This window comes from Leucobacter sp. Ag1 (genome assembly GCF_000980875.1).
GTDB lineage: Bacteria > Actinomycetota > Actinomycetes > Actinomycetales > Microbacteriaceae > Leucobacter > Leucobacter iarius.
On sequence record NZ_LAYO01000092.1, the window covers coordinates 25,601 to 40,768 of the forward strand.

12 protein-coding genes are annotated in these 15,168 nt (G+C 70.6%); 4 read left to right on the forward strand and 8 right to left on the reverse strand.

Features of this window, described 5'->3' with window-relative positions; genetic code table 11:
* Positions 1-42: 42 nt before the first annotated feature.
* The 4 genes from XM48_RS07815 to XM48_RS07830 all read right to left on the reverse strand — a co-directional run bounded on the left by XM48_RS07815 (position 43) and on the right by XM48_RS07830 (position 7,359).
* Complete coding sequence (locus tag XM48_RS07815; RefSeq protein ID WP_156174976.1) at positions 43-1,254, reverse strand: MFS transporter; 1,212 nt, start codon at positions 1,252-1,254, stop codon at positions 43-45.
* A gap of 62 nt (positions 1,255-1,316) precedes the next feature.
* On the reverse strand, positions 1,317-2,102 hold the full coding sequence (gene ppgK, locus XM48_RS07820; RefSeq protein ID WP_046455249.1) for a polyphosphate--glucose phosphotransferase: 786 nt from the start codon (positions 2,100-2,102) through the stop codon (positions 1,317-1,319).
* A gap of 523 nt (positions 2,103-2,625) precedes the next feature.
* Complete coding sequence (hrpA, locus tag XM48_RS07825) at positions 2,626-6,678, reverse strand: ATP-dependent RNA helicase HrpA (protein WP_046455250.1); 4,053 nt, start codon at positions 6,676-6,678, stop codon at positions 2,626-2,628.
* Between the two features lie 54 nt (positions 6,679-6,732).
* Entirely contained in the window at positions 6,733-7,359 is a 627-nt protein-coding gene (locus XM48_RS07830) for an ankyrin repeat domain-containing protein (protein WP_046455251.1), read from the reverse strand.
* Between the two features lie 217 nt (positions 7,360-7,576).
* On the opposite strand from XM48_RS07830, the gene XM48_RS07835 reads away from it, so the two are divergent.
* From XM48_RS07835 to argG, 3 genes are read left to right on the forward strand one after another with little or no spacing between them, the layout of a single operon-like run.
* Positions 7,577-8,413 carry an aldo/keto reductase gene (locus XM48_RS07835; RefSeq protein WP_046455252.1) on the forward strand — a complete coding sequence of 279 codons (837 nt, stop codon included), beginning with the start codon at positions 7,577-7,579 and terminating at the stop codon, positions 8,411-8,413.
* 24 nt (positions 8,414-8,437) lie between these two features.
* Entirely contained in the window at positions 8,438-9,421 is a 984-nt protein-coding gene (locus tag XM48_RS07840) for a malate dehydrogenase (RefSeq protein ID WP_046455253.1), read from the forward strand.
* A 53-nt stretch (positions 9,422-9,474) separates the two neighbouring features.
* Positions 9,475-10,896 (forward strand): argininosuccinate synthase, encoded by a 1,422-nt coding sequence (gene argG, locus XM48_RS07845; protein WP_046455254.1) that lies wholly within the window; start codon positions 9,475-9,477, stop codon positions 10,894-10,896.
* A 147-nt stretch (positions 10,897-11,043) separates the two neighbouring features.
* Here argG and XM48_RS07850 read toward each other — a convergent pair whose 3' ends face one another.
* Positions 11,044-11,292 carry a WhiB family transcriptional regulator gene (locus tag XM48_RS07850; RefSeq protein WP_046455255.1) on the reverse strand — a complete coding sequence of 83 codons (249 nt, stop codon included), beginning with the start codon at positions 11,290-11,292 and terminating at the stop codon, positions 11,044-11,046.
* A 191-nt stretch (positions 11,293-11,483) separates the two neighbouring features.
* Between XM48_RS07850 and XM48_RS07855 the strand changes: the two genes are divergently transcribed.
* Entirely contained in the window at positions 11,484-11,900 is a 417-nt protein-coding gene (locus XM48_RS07855) for a hypothetical protein (protein ID WP_046455256.1), read from the forward strand.
* Positions 11,901-11,960: 60 nt separating this feature from the next.
* Here XM48_RS07855 and bcp read toward each other — a convergent pair whose 3' ends face one another.
* Genes bcp through aroA form a run of 3 tightly spaced genes read right to left on the reverse strand, consistent with a single transcriptional unit; the run spans position 11,961 to position 15,008 of the window.
* The gene (bcp, locus tag XM48_RS07860) at positions 11,961-12,434 is read right to left on the reverse strand and encodes a thioredoxin-dependent thiol peroxidase (RefSeq protein ID WP_046455257.1); all 474 of its coding nucleotides are present in this window, start codon (positions 12,432-12,434) and stop codon (positions 11,961-11,963) included.
* Between the two features lie 10 nt (positions 12,435-12,444).
* Positions 12,445-13,527 (reverse strand): ribosome small subunit-dependent GTPase A, encoded by a 1,083-nt coding sequence (rsgA, locus tag XM48_RS07865; protein ID WP_046455258.1) that lies wholly within the window; start codon positions 13,525-13,527, stop codon positions 12,445-12,447.
* On the reverse strand, positions 13,524-15,008 hold the full coding sequence (gene aroA / locus XM48_RS07870; RefSeq protein ID WP_046455259.1) for a 3-phosphoshikimate 1-carboxyvinyltransferase: 1,485 nt from the start codon (positions 15,006-15,008) through the stop codon (positions 13,524-13,526). Before aroA ends, rsgA begins: the two co-directional genes overlap by 4 nt.
* Positions 15,009-15,168: the final 160 nt, after the last annotated feature.

Below are 15,168 nucleotides of genomic sequence, written 5' to 3' on the forward strand. Positions count from 1 at the left end.
GTATCGCTCGGTACCCGGCTCCTGCCGGGCACCGAGCGGCGATCAGCTCGCGTCGGGAAGCTGCACCGGCTCGGTGTCGGGCAGCGGGCTCGCGTCGCGACCGCGCAGATCGGGGATCCAGGGCACGCTGATCGCCGCGGTGACGGCGGTCAGCATCAGCAGGATCGCCGACACGAGGATCGCGCCGTTCGGCCCCGCCTGGTCAATCGCGATGCCCGCGAACGCGGAACCGAGGGCGACGCCGACGAGCTGCCCGGTGCCGACCCAGCCGTAGGCCTCCGCAGACTCCGAGAACTTCACGGTCGAACTCACGATCGAGAAGATCGCGGTGAACGTCGGTGCCGTGCCGAGGCCGCCGACGAAGAGCACCGCGGCGAGCCACCACGGATTCAGGGCGACGAGGCAGAGCGCGGTGCCGAGCGCCACGATCAGCACACGCCAGAACAGCGACCACTTCGAGATGCTGCGATGACCGATGAGCAGGCCGCCGACGATCGATCCGGCAGAGAAGATCGCGAGCAGCACGCCGGCCTCGACGCCCTCGTGCCCGAACGCGGCCACGATCCCGGCCTCGATCGCGGCGAACGACGCGACGAAGAAGAACCCGGTGACGGTCGCCACGATCACGGTCGGGCGGAACAGGATCGCGCCGAAGCGTCGTCGTGCACGCGGGATCCGCACGCGGCCGACCTCCGGGCTCATGATGAACCAGAGGCCGCCGCCGAGCATGAACGCCGCGGCCGTGAGCAGGCCGAGCGTGGTGTTCAGCTGCGTCGACACGAACACGGCGACCACCGGGCCGATGATCCAGATGATCTCCTGTGCCGATGCGTCGAGCGAGAACAGCGCGGTCAGCTGCTTGCCCGGCACCATCTTCGGGTAGATGGTGCGGACAGCGGGGGTCACCGGGGGCGTGGTGAGGCCGACGAGGAGCGACAGCACGGTGACCACGCCGAGCGGCATGTGGGTCAGCGCGATCACCGTGAGGAACGTCGCGCAGGCGAGCGTCGTGACGGTGAGCACCGGGCGCATGCCCCAGCGACCCATGAGACGGCTCGTCAGCGGGCCGGAGACGGCCTGCCCGACGCTCTCGGCGGCGAGGATGACGCCGGCCGACGTGTAATTGCCGTAGCCCAGTTGAATATGCAGCAGCATGGTGATCGACAGCATCCCGAACGGGAAGCGAGCGGTCAGCTGCGCCATGAGGATGCGGAAGACTCCGGGGCTGCGACTCAGATCACGATAGATGCCCACCAGCAGATTCTAGTGGTGGGGGGAGGGGGCGGCGCCAGGGGCGACGCGCCCGAGATGCCGATTCAGTGGGCCTGAGCGGCGAGCCCGGCAGCGCCGACGATGCCCGCGTTGTTGCGGAAGTGCGCAGGCACGACGGGGACGTTCACCTTCGCGAACGGCAGGTACTCGTCGGACGACTTGGAGATGCTGCCGCCGATCACGAAGCGGTCCGGGCGGGTGATGAACTCGAGGTGCTCGAGCAGACGCTCCGCGCGCTTCGCCCACTCCTGGATCGTGATGCCCTCGCGCTCGATCGTCTTGGGGGACGCGAAGCGCTCGTAGGGGTGATGCCCGTCGAGCTCGATGTGGCCCAGCTCGAAGTTCGGCACGAGGCAGCCGTCGTGGATCAGCGCCACGCCGATGCCGGTGCCGAAGGTCAGCACCATGGTCACGCCGTCGACGTCGTGCGCCGCACCGAACGCGGTCTCGGCGATGCCCGCCGCATCCGCGTCGTTGACCACGAGGCAGGGGAGGCCGGTCGCGTCCGAGAAGAGGCGGACGGCGTCGGTGCCGATCCAGCTCTTGTCGATGTTGGCGGCGGTGCGCGCGATGCCGTGCTGCACGACCACGGGCAGCGTGATGCCGACCGCGGGCGCCGTCTCGCGGGGGAGCGAACCGTTCTCGGCGAGCTCGTCGCGGATCCCGGAGACCATGACCGCGACGGCCGCCGCGATGTCGCCCGGATGCCCGCCCTCGGGGGTGGGGACGCGGTGGCGACCGGTCAGCATCTCGCCGGTGGCCGTGTCGATCGCGGCGCCCTTGATGCCGGTGCCGCCGATGTCGATGCCGATCGCTGGGGCCTGCTGCATGCAGAACAGCTTAGCCCGGTTCGGAGGGGTGTCGGACGCGGGTGCGGGCGGGTGTCGGGCAGTCTGTGGGGACTGTCGAGGAGCGGTGTTGCTTTCGAGGCGCGGTGGCGCTGGCGGGAGCCCGGGCAGAACCGGCTGAGCCGAGGGCCCTCTCGAGAGCCGCACCCTTCTTCGAGAGTCCGGCCTTTCCTCGAAGTCCGACAGGGAAGGGCGGGTTTACCGTTCACACCGAGTGTTCAAGCGGGATCTGACGCCTCAGCGCGCGACAGCCTGTGGACGAACGGCCAGTACCGTTCGACGCTGGGACGCTGCTGCCATGAAACCTCGCAATCATCTCGCCGAGACCCGGGCGGAGCTCAGATCGACGGAGCGCCTGCTGCACGAGGGATGGACCTTCGCATCGTTGCGCCGCGAACGGATCGCCGGGCGTCTCTTCCGGGTGTCGCACGGCGCAAGGGCGACCGTCGGATCGATATCGAACCGCTCGAAGCATGGTCGGGCCGAGCGAACGGCCCTGCGCGGCCTATCCGTCCCGCAGCACCTTCAGAATCCGTTGAGCGGATACCGGTTCCGAAGTGCGCAGCCGCTGCGCGAAGAGACTGACGCGCAATTCCTCGATCATCCAGCGCACCCGCTCCATGCGTTCCGGAGCGTCGACCGGCAGGGGCAGCACTCCACCGGCCTCGGCATATGCAGCGGAGACGCGGTCGACGTCGTTCTGCCAGGCCCGGTCGCGCCCCGCGTTCTCGGTGAGGCCCTGCATGCGCAGCACGACCGCTTCGAGATAGACGGGGAGGCGCTCGAGCTGCGTGAGCCCGGTGCGCGAGACGAAACCGTCGAACACGAGCGCATCCACCTGAGCGGCCGCCCCGGCGACCTGCCCGAGCACCTGGATCGACTTCGCGCCGTCGATCGCCTTGCGCGCGAGCCTGGCCCCATCGAGCACCCGTGCGGTCAGGGCGATGGCTCGGTAGATCTCGTCGATCAGCGCGCGCGAGTAGTCGTCGGCGATCGCTTCGAACGCAGCGGCGCTCCAGACGAGTCCGTCGGGGGCATGCCTGCGGATCACGCGGTCGGCCACCGCAAGCGAGACATCGGCGATGGCCTGATCGAGCGTTCGGTACGGGCCCGCCCCGAGCAGGAGCTTCTCCTGGTTCGAGAGGTGCTCCCGCACATAGCTGGCGGGCGACGGCGAACTCAGCGCGAGCAGTCGGCGAATGCCGCGTCGCGAAAGCCGGGCCTGTTCCGCGGGGTCCGCGACGAGCTTGAGATCGACCGCGGTGCGGCGATCCACGAGCGCGGGGTAGGCGCGCACCACGCCCGCTCCTCGCCCGGAGCCGCGTCCCGCGGCGAAGGCCGTATCGACGTGCTTCGGGATCTCGCCGAACGCCCACGTCGTCGCACCGCTGCGCTCCAGTTCGCTCTTCGGCAGCGCGGCCTGCGCGACGCGGGCGACTCCGGATTCCGCGCGCGAGCGGTGCGCGTGCTGCAGCGCGGCGAGGTCCTTGCTGCTGCCGATCGTGCGGCCTCTTCCATCGACCACGCGGAAGGTCGGCGTGAGGTGCGCGGGCAGGCGGGCGGGATCGAAGTCGTCGGCGGATACCCGCACGCTCGTGCGCCGCTGGATCTCGGAGGCGAGCAGCTCGGTCAGCGAACCGGCGTCGGCACCGGACGCACCCGTGCCGTTCTGGCCGACTCCCGTCGCCGTTCCGTCGAGTCGGGGGCCGATCGCGGCCAGCAGCGTGCGAGCCCAGTCGGCCGCGGGCACGACGTGCTTGCGGATCGCCTTCGGCAGCGTCTTGATCAGAGCTGTCGTGAGCTCTTCGCGCAGGCCGGGCACGAGCCGTTCGAATTCTCCGCCGTCGAGTCGCGGCAGCAGGGGAAGCGGCACGGTCACCGTCACACCGTCGTCCTCGGCCGTCGGGTCGAAGCGATAGCGGAGGCGCAGTGTCTGATCCCCGCTGCGCCACTCGCGCGGGAACTCGCGCTCGTCCACGCCCGCGGCATCGGAATCGTCGAGCAGGTCCTCGCGGCGCAGGTTGAGCAGCTTCGGCTGATCCCGCTGCGCACGCTTCCACCAGCCCTCGAATCCGCGGGTGGAGGCCACTTCGGCGGGAATCCGGGCGTCGTAGAACTCGAAGATCGCTTCGTCGTCGCCCACGATGTCGCGGCGTCGCGTGCGCTCCTCAAGCTGCTCGAGTTCGCGGCGCAGCTGCCGGTTCGCGCGATCGAAGGCCTGCGGCGAATCCCAATCGCCTTCGACGAGCGCGTGCCGGATGAACAGCTCGCGCGCGTGAACCGGATCGAACCGCTCGAGCGCGACCCGCCGGCGATCCACGATCGGCACGCCGAACAGCGTGACCCGCTCGTAGGCGACCGCCGCCCCCTGCTTGCGCTCCCAGTGCGGTTCAGAGAGCTGCCGCTTCGCCAGCGGCCCCGCGAGTTCCTCCGCCCACGCGGGATCCACCACGGCGTTCGACCGTGCGAACAAGCGAGAGGTCTCGACGAGCTCGACGCTCATCACCACCTCCGGCGGCTTCTTCGCGAGCACCGACCCGGGGTACAGCACGAACCGGGTGCCGCGGGAACCCATGTATTCCTGCGCAGGTTTGCGCTTCGCCGGTCCTGCAGCGCCGCGCCCGCGGGCGGGCGCACTGCGGTCCTGACGATCGTCGCGCACACCGAGCTGCGACAGCAGACCCGCGAGGATCGACCGGTGGATCGGCTCGAACGGGGCGGAAGACGCGAACGCCGTGTCGTCCGAGCTCACGGGGTTGGCGGCGACCGCGGCCTTCGCCCGGTGCGTGCCCGATTCCTGCTTCGGCGCCTTCGCGATGCGCGAGAGCTGACGGAAGAGATCCATCCACTCCCGCACGCGCAAGAAGTTCAGGAACTCGTCGCGGCAGAGCCTGCGGAACGCGCTCGACGACAGCTCCTGCTGCTGCTCGCGCACGTAGTTCCACAGATTGAGCAGCGTCATCAGATCGCCCTGCGGGTCCGCGAAGCGGGCGTGCAGCTGGTCCGCTCGGCCGCGCTGCTCGGTCGGGCGCTCGCGCACGTCCTGGATCGTGAGCCCCGCCACGATCGCGAGGACCTCCGGGACCACGTCGTGCGTGCGGGCCTCGACCACCATGCGCGCGAAGCGCGGTTCGATGGGCAGCCGGGAGAGCTCCCGTCCGATCCGGGTGATGCGGTGCGACCCCTTCGCGCGACCTGCCCCGCGGACGGACTCGCCACCGCGTCGCGAACCGCGTGCAGCGTCCCGCGCCGAGACCGCCTCGACCGCGCCCAGCTCGGTCAGCAGACCGAGACCGTCGGCGATGCCGCGCTGATCCGGGGGCGTGAGGAAGGGGAACTTCGCGATATCGCCGAGCCCGAGGGCGAGCATCTGCAGGATCACCGAGGCCAGGCCCGTGCGGCGGACCTCGGGCTCGGTGAACTCGGGACGCGACTCGAAGTCGTCCTGCGAATAGAGCCGGATCGCGATGCCCGCGCTCGTACGACCGGACCGACCGGATCGCTGATTCGCGCTCGCCTGCGAGATCGCCTCGATCGGCAGCCGCTGCACCTTGCTGCGCGCCGAGTAGCGCGAGATTCGCGCAGTGCCGGCATCGACCACGTACCGGATTCCGGGCACCGTCAGCGAGGTCTCGGCGACGTTCGTCGCGAGCACCACCCGCCGCGAGACGGCACCGGGACGCCGCTCGAAGACGCGATGCTGCTCCGCCGCGCTCAGACGGCCGTAGAGCGGCAGGATCTCGGTCGGCTTCGTCCGGGCGGAAGAACGGAGCCTGCCGTTCAGCGCATCGGCAGCATCCCGGATCTCGGCTTCGCCCGAGAGGAACACGAGCACATCGCCCGGAGCCTCGCGTCCCAGCTCGTCGACCGCGTCGCCGATCGCGTCGAACAGGTCCCGCTCGACCTTCCGAATCCTGGGGGCCCCGCCCTTCGGATCGGGCGTCTCGATCTCCTCGACCAGGGGCCGGTAGCGCAGCTCCACCGGATAGGTGCGCCCCGACACCTCGATGATCGGGGCTGGCTGCCCGTCCGCCGAAGCGAAGTGCTCCGCGAAGGATTCCGGATCGATGGTCGCCGAGGTGATGATCACCTTCAGGTCCGGGCGGCGGGGCAGCAGCGTCTTCAGATACCCGAGCAGAAAGTCGATGTTGAGGGAGCGCTCGTGCGCCTCATCGATGATGATCGTGTCGTACGCGCGCAGGTCGCGATCGCGATGGATCGCGTTCAGCAGGATGCCGTCCGTCATCAGGCGGATGCGGGTCTCGGCCGAGACCTGATCGGTGAACCGCACCTGGTAGCCGACCAGGCCGCCGAGCTCCGAACCGAGCTCCTCCGCGATGCGCTCGGCGATGGTGCGTGCTGCGATCCGTCGCGGCTGCGTATGCGCGATGCGCTCGCGGCCGAGCGCCAGCGCGATCTTCGGCAGCTGCGTCGTCTTGCCCGAGCCGGTTTCGCCCGCGACGATCACCACCTGGTGGTCGCGGATCGCCGACTGGATCTCGTCGCGCATCTGCGAAACGGGGAGGTCGGCGGGGAACTCGATGCGAGGTTCAGACATAGCGTCCCCATTATCCCGTGCGCGGCACGGATCCCGCACGAACGATCGGGCGAATCAGGAACGGACCGCGGCGTCCTCGAGCAGATCCGCGATCTGTACGTAGCCGCGATCCAGCGCGAGCCGCAGCGGCGTCGTGCCGTCGCCGTCGGGCAGCGTCGGATCCGCCCCGCCCGAGAGGAGCGTGCGCACCACCTCGAGGTACCGCCCCGAACCGTCGCCCAGGATGATCGCCTCGTGCAGACCGGTCCAGCCGAGCCGGTTGACGTGGTTCGGGTCGACCCCCGCGGAGAGCAGCAGCCGGATCGCCGGCAGATGCGCCCGCTCGCACGCGGGGATCAACGCGGTACCGCCGAAACGGTTTGTGCTGCGCACGTCGGCGCCATGATCGAGACATGCCGAGAGCACCTCGACGAAGCCCCCCGCGCCCGCCTCCAGGAACGGCGAATCGTGGCGTTCGTCGAACGCGTTGGGATCAGCGCCCGCCGCGAGCAATGCGCGCGCGATCTCGGCGTAGCCCCGGGTCGCGGCCGCGAACAGGGGCGTGCGATCGTGGTGATTGCGCACGTCGACCTCGGCCCCGGCCGCGAGGAGTCGCCGCACCGCCGGGAGATCCTCCTGCTTCGCGGCACGGTAGAGATCCGGCGCTTGGCCGGGTACCGCCGCTTCACGAGACCTGCTCATGGTGCATATTGTGGGGGTTCTGCGCGTTTTGCGGTATTGCGACGCGCGGCATTCACGCGTAAGTCACCCGAGCGGGGGCCACGATGCGAGCTGTGCGGCCATCGCGACACCCCGACGCCGCGCATCCGTCGGTCCGCCGATCCTGTCGGCGTAGACTGCGGAACGGCGGGGCCCAGCTCGCCTCGCTCCGCGCCGTGCGACCGAAGGAGACCCAGCGATGACCGCTCTGCAGATCCCCGAGATCAAGCTGAACGACGGGAATCGGATACCGCAGCTCGGACTCGGCGTGTTCAAGGTGGATCCCGGCGAGACGGAGCGGATCGTCACCGACGCGCTCGAGGTCGGCTACCGCCACATCGACACCGCGCGGATCTACGACAACGAGGCCGAGACCGGCCGAGCGCTCGCCGCCAGCGGGATCCCGCGCGACGAGCTGTTCATCACCACCAAGCTGTGGAACTCCGATCAGGAGAACCCCGTCGCCGCGTTCGAGCAGAGCCTCGAACGCCTCGGGCTCGACGCGGTCGACCTCTACCTCGTGCACTGGCCGGTGCCGGCAGCGGGCACCGCGGTCGGCGCCTGGCGCGGACTCATCGAGATCATCGGGTCGGGTCGCGCCCGCTCCATCGGCGTGTCGAACTTCGAGATCGAGCACTTGCGCGAACTGCTCGACGAGACCGGCGTAGTGCCGGCCGTCAATCAGATCGAGCTCCACCCGCTGCACCAGCGCCGGGAACTGCGCGAGTTCTGCGCCGCCCACGGCATCGCGATCGAGGCCTGGGGGCCGCTCGCGCAGGGCAAGAGCGACCTGCTCGAACGTGACGCGATCACCGCGGCCGCCGCGGCGCACGGCAAGAGCCCCGCGCAGATCGTGCTCCGATGGCACGCGCAGCACGGCACGATCGTGTTCCCCAAGACCACGCGCCGCGAGCGCATGGTCGAGAACGCGGCGATCTTCGACTTCGCGCTCAGCGACGACGAGATGGCGGCGATCGACGCTCTCGACGAACAGCACAACTTCGGCCCGGACCCCCGCACCTTCGACGTGCGCTGACCGGACCCGGGAAGAGGATCGACCATGGCGCAGACCACCACCATCACGCTGACGGGCGCCGGCGGGCAGATCGGCTACGCCGCCCTCTTCCGCATCGCCGCGGGCGACATGCTCGGCCTCGACCGTCCGGTCGCGCTGCGCCTGCTCGAGATCCCGCAGGGCATGCGCGGAGCCGAGGGCGCGGCGATGGAACTCCTCGACTGCGCCTTCCCGCTGCTCGAGAGCGTCGAGATCAGCGACGACCCGAACGTCGCGTTCGACGGTGCGAACATCGCCCTGCTCATCGGCTCGCGGCCGCGCACCGCGGGCATGGAGCGCGGTGACCTGCTCGCAGCCAACGGCGCGATCTTCGGACCGCAGGGACGCGCGATCGGCGAGCACGCGGCGGACGACGTGCGCGTGGCCGTCGTCGGCAACCCCGCCAACACCAACGCGCTCATCGCCCAGCAGCACGCGGCGGGAGTGCCCGCCGAACGGTTCAGCGCGCTCACCCGCCTCGACCACAACCGGGCCGTCGGCCTGCTCGCCGCCGAGGTCGGCGCCTCGGTGCGCGCGGTCGACGGCATCACGATCTGGGGCAACCACTCCGCCACGCAGTACCCCGACCTGAGCCACGCGACCATCGACGGCCGACCCGCGCTCGAAACGGTCGACGCCGCATGGGCGCGCGGCCCCTACATCGAGCGGGTCGCGAAGCGCGGCGCGGAGATCATCGAGGTGCGCGGTGGATCCTCCGTCGCGTCCGCAGCGAACGCCGCGATCGAGCACGTGCGCGACTGGGTGCTCGGCACGGGGGATCGGCGCACCAGCGCCGCGGTCGTCTCCCGGGGCGAGTACGGCGTTCCCGAGGCACTCATCTCCTCGTTCCCGGTGCGCTCGGACGGTGACGGATGGCGCGTGGTCGAGGGACTCGGCGTCGACGACTTCTCGCGACAGCGCATCGACGCTTCGGTCGCCGAGCTGGTCGCCGAGCGCGACGCGGTGCGCGAGCTCGGACTGATCCCGTAACGAGAGCCCGCCCGCGTCGAACAGGCGCCCCCGAGCGCCCTAGTATGGGAAGCATGTCTAAGGTCCTGTCTTCTCTTCCCGTGGGCGAGCGCGTCGGCATCGCCTTCTCCGGCGGTCTCGATACTTCGTGCGCGGTCGCATGGATGCGAGACAAGGGCGCCGTGCCCTGCACCTACACCGCCGACATCGGCCAGTACGACGAGCCCGACATCGACGGCGTCGCCGGCCGTGCGAAGGAGTACGGCGCGGAGATCGCCCGCTTCGTCGACGCGAAGCGTCCCCTCGTCGAGCAGGGCTTCATCGCCCTCGCCACCGGCGCGTTCAACGTCCGCTCGGGCGGCAAGACCTACTTCAACACCACGCCGCTCGGCCGCGCCGTCACCGGCACGCTGCTCGTGCGCGCCATGAAGGAGGACGGCGTCGACATCTGGGGCGACGGCTCCACCTACAAGGGCAACGACATCGAGCGCTTCTACCGCTACGGCCTCATGGCCAACCCGGCGCTGCGCATCTACAAGCCCTGGCTCGACAAGCAGTTCGTCGAGGAGCTGGGCGGCCGCCAGGAGATGAGCGAGTGGCTCGTCGCCCACGGCTACCCCTACCGCGACTCCGCCGAGAAGGCCTACTCGACCGACGCGAACATCTGGGGCGCGACCCACGAGGCCAAGCGCCTCGAGTTCCTCGACACCGGCCTCGACATCGTCGAGCCGATCATGGGCGTCGCCGCATGGCGCGACGACGTCGAGGTCGCCACCGAAGAGGTCTCGGTGCGCTTCGAAGCCGGCCGGCCCGTCGCCATCAACGGCGTCGAGTTCGACGACCCGGTGGCGCTCGTCTACGCGGCGAACGAGATCGGCGGCCGTCACGGCCTCGGCGTCTCCGACCAGATCGAGAACCGCATCATCGAGGCGAAGTCGCGCGGCATCTACGAGGCGCCGGGCATGGCGCTGCTGCACATCACCTACGAGCGGCTCGTCAACGCGATCCACAACGAGGACACGGTCGCGAGCTACCACAACGAGGGCCGCAAGCTCGGCCGCCTCATGTACGAGGGCCGCTGGTTCGACCCGCAGGCGCTCATGCTCAGCGAATCGCTGCAGCGCTGGGTCGGATCCGCGATCACCGGCGAGGTCACCCTGCGCCTGCGTCGCGGCGACGACTACACGATCCTGAACACCACCGGCCCGAACCTCAGCTACCACCCCGAGAAGCTCTCCATGGAGCGCACCGTGGGCGCAGCATTCGGCCCCGAGGACCGCATCGGCCAGCTGACCATGCGCAACCTCGACATCGCCGACTCGCGCCAGCGGCTCGAGCAGTACGCGGCGATGGGCCTGGTCGGCGTCACCACCGCCGACGTCGTGGGCCAGCTTGAGGCCGGCGGCGCCGAGCAGATCGCCGACGCCGTCACCGGCATCGACGAGGACGCCGACGAGCTCGGCCTGTCGGCCGCGTTCGACGCCGGCACCGACTGACCCGGGACTCACCCGAACGCGCGAGGGCGCCCATCCGATCAGGATGGGCGCCCTCGCGCGTTGCCGCACCCCGCAGGCGCCGCACACTCCCCGCAGACACACGAACGGCCCCGGGGGAGTACCCCGGGGCCGTTCGTGGAAAAGTCTTTAGGAGGCGCGGCGCGCGCGAGCGGCGCGGCGCTTCAGAGCGCGGCGCTCGTCCTCGCTGAGGCCACCCCAGACGCCGGAGTCCTGGCTGGTGTCCATCGCGTACTGGAGGCACATCTCGGTGACGGTGCAGCGGGCGCACACGGCCTTGGCTCGCTCGATCTGGTCGACGGCCGGGCCGGTGTTGCCGACCGGGAAGAAGAGCTCGGGGTCTACGGTGAGGCAGGCCGCCTGTTCGCGCCAATCCATGGGTGTCCTCCTTGGTGCTGCGCACACGCGAAACACCCATGGGTTCGGGTGGTGTTGCTCTCGCGCGTGTCCTGAATACGTGGCTTGAGAATGCTCACGTCGGTGTGCGCGAAACTCGACGGAATATATAGTTTCATGGACGCAGACGCAAATCAATAGTCTGCTGGCAAACTTTTCGAAGGGATCCCGTGATGCCCAGCTCACCTGCCGTTCACCCGCGCTCTCGAGGCGGATGGGCGGTGCTGACCGGCCTGCTCCTCATCGAGGCGTTCTTCGGGATCGTGGTGGTGTTCTTCTCGATCCTCGGAGCCATGAACTCCGCGGGCACGCTCGGGCAGAACCTCAGCCTCGTCCTCGCCGCCGCGATCTCCTGGATCTGGGTGGTCGTGACCCTCGTCGGCGCCCTGCGCGGGCGTCCGAGCTGGGCGCGCGGCTCCGCGCTCACGATCCACGTGCTGCTGTTCGCAGCGGGCACGGGGATCCTGCAGCTGCAGCTCCTCGCCTGGCAGTTCGGGTTCGCCATCGTCGCGGTCGGCGTGGTCGGCTTCGTCGCCGCGATGCTGGCGCGCCCGGCGGACCGTCCGACGCTCGAGGGCGAAGGGGACTGATCCGAAGCGTGTGCGCGGGGCGGGCGCATCGCCCGCCCCGCGCACACGGCACGGCGGTCGCTAGACCCCGAGGAGCTTGGTGACGCGCGCCACGTGGCCGGTCGCCTTGATGTTGTAGAGCGCGTGCTCGATCTTGCCCTCGGCGTCGATCACGAAGGTGGACCGGATGACGCCCTCGATGATCCGGCCGTAGCTGTTCTTCGTGCCGAACGCCCCGTAGGCGCGGTGCACGGCGGTGTCGGGGTCGCTGAGCAGCGGGTACTCCAAGGAATCGCGGTCGGCGAAGCGGCGCAGGCGCTCCACGGCATCGCGGGAGACGCCGAGCACGCGGTAGCCGGCGGCCTCGAGGGGCGCCGACGACTCCTGGAACTCGCAGGCCTCCTTGGTGCAGGCCGGGGTCATCGCCTCGGGGTAGAAGAACAGCACGACCTTCTGGCCGCGGTAGTCGGCGAGCGAGCGCTCGACCCCGTCCTGATCGGGCAGGGTGAAGCTGGGGGCGGGCATTCCGGGTTCGAGGATCACGCGTTCGGTCATGCCCTCCAGCCTAGTGAAGCAGGCGTCGGAGCGACTCGACGCGGCCGGCGCCCGTGGCGTCGAGCCGGCCGTCGGCGATCGCGGCGTCGAGCTCGCAGTCCGGCGCATCGTCGAGGTGGGTGCAGCCGCGCGGGCACTCGTCGAGCAGCGGCGCGAGGTCGGTGAATCCGCGCAGGATCCCCTCGCTCGTGACGTGCCCGAGACCGAAGGAGCGCACGCCCGGCGTATCGATGACCCAGCCGGAGTCACCGCTCGCGGAGCCCGGCGTGCGGGCGCGCAGCGCGACCGAGGACGACGAGGTGTGGCGGCCGCGCCCGGTCACGGCGTTCACGTGCCCGGTCGCGCGCTCGGCCTCCGGCACGAGCGCGTTGATGAGGGTCGACTTGCCGACGCCCGAGTGGCCGACGAACACGGTGGTCTTGCCGGCGAGCGCCTCTCGGATCCGTGCGAGCACGCCACCGGGGGAGTCGTCCTCCCAGTCGCCCGGCTGCGACCGGAACACCGGAACTTCGAGCGCGGCGAAGTTCGCGAGGAACGGCTCGGGGTCCGCGAGGTCGGTCTTCGTGATGCAGATGAGGGGCGAGATGCCCGCGTCGTAGGCGGCGACCAGGTAGCGGTCGACGAGACGGACGCGGGGCTCGGGGTTCGCGGCCGCGACGACGATCAGCATCTGGTCCGCGTTGGCGACCATGACGCGCTCGACGCGGTCGCTGTCGTCGGCGCTGCGGCGGAGCAGGGTGCGGCGATCCTCGATGCCCACGATGCGGGCGAGGGATCCCTCGGCCCCGCTCGTGTCGCCGACGAGCTGCGCCCGGTCGCCGATCACGATCGGGGTGTTGCGCAGCTCGCGGGCGCGGGCGGCGGTGATCTCGCGCTCGTCGGGATCCTCGGGGTCGGCCCCCGCGGCGATGAGCGCCGCGTAGCGGCCGCGATCCACGCCCGTCACCATGCCGATCACCGCGTCGGAGTGCTCGGGGCGCCGCTTGGTGCGCGGCCGGTTCGCCTTGGGGTTCGGGCGTTGCCGGACCGCGTGGTCGGCGTATTCGCCGTAGGGGACGTCGTCGTCCTCGTCGTCGGGGATCAGCCAGCTCATGCGCGCCCGAAGCCGCCGAGCAGGCCGGAGAGGATGTCGGCAGCCGCGGTCATGCCGTTGCCGGCGATGTCGGCGCCGTCGAGCTTCTCGTCCGAGGTTCCGCTGCCGAGCATGCGGTCCCAGAGGCGTGTGAACTGCGGCAGGGTCTTCGACGTGGATCCGATGTCGTCGACCTGGACGCCGGGCACGAGGAGCCCGATCAGTGCGCCGGTGGTGGCCATGCGGTGGTCGGCGTAGGCGTGCCAGAGGCCCGCGTGCAGCGCGGCCGGGCGCACGACGATGCCGTCCTCGAGCTCGTCGGCGTCGCCGCCGAGTCCGCGGATCTCGGCGACGAGCGCCGCGATGCGGTCGGTCTCGTGGTGCCGGATGTGGCCGATGCCGGTGATGGTGCTGGATTCGCCGGGGGTGCCGTCGGGTCGGGGCAGTGCCGCGAGCGCCGCGAGGCCGACGAGCGTCGGGGCGAGTTCCCCGGCCTCGGGAACGTGCAGTTCGACGCCGCGCAGGACGCCGTCGCCCGAGACGGTGAGCCGATCGCCGTCGGGCGAGACCTCGCCGCCGAACGCGGGCAGCAGCTCGCGCAGCTGGTCGCCGACCTGCGTGGTCGATGCGGGCCAGCCGGGCACGGTCACGCGGCCGCCGACCGCGAGAGCCGCCGCGAGGAACGGAGCGGCGTTCGAGAGGTCGGGCTCGATCTCGACCTCGCGCGCGGCGATGGGCCCGGGGGCGACCCGCCACTCGCCGGGGACGGGGGAGTCCGCCTCGACGCCGCGCGCCCGGAGCACGTCGAGGGTCATCTCGATGTGCGGCACGCTCGGCAGGCGGTCGCCGGTGTGCACCACGTGCACGCCCTCGTCGAAGCGGGCCGCCGAGAGCAGCAGGCCCGAGACGAACTGGCTCGACAGCGAAGCGTCGAGCTCGACCCGGCCGCCGCGCAGCGATCCGGTGCCGTGCACGGTGAAGGGCAGCGCACCGCGGCCGTCGTCGGCGATGTCGGCGCCGAGCGCGCGCAGCGCGTCGAGCACGGGGCGCATGGGGCGCTTGCGGGCGTAGGGGTCGCCGTCGAAGGCGGTGGGTCCGAGCGCGAGCGCGGCGACGGGCGGGACGAAACGCATCACGGTGCCGGCGAGGCCGCAGTCGACGGTCGTGGAGCCGGACAGCTCGGTCGCGGGGACGATCCGCAGGTCGTCGTCGCGGCCGTCGCCGCGCGGCTCGGCCGTGATGCCGGTGCCGAGCGAACGGAGCGCCTCGGTCATGAGCTCGGCGTCGCGCGAGCGGAGCGGGGCGCGCAGCACGCCCGGTCCGTCGGCGAGCGCCGAGAGGATCAGTTCTCGGCCGGTGAGCGACTTGGAGCCGGGCAGCGGCACGGTGGCGTCGAGCGCCCCATCGGGCACCGGAGCCTCCCACGCCACGGCAGCGTCGTCGTCGACCTCGCCGATGCCGGTCGGGTCGTCATTGCCTCGGGAATGTTTTGCGATGAACATCGGTTACTCACTCTACCGGCGCAACCCCGCGATCCGGTGGGATCGCCTTCCGGCGCCGCCGAGGCGGCAGTGTCGAGGGCGGCCGCGGAACCTGTTCGAGAGGAAGGCCGCAGTGAGCTCGATCGCAGTGCACGAGGCGCCGACGCTCCGCTTGCCGCGC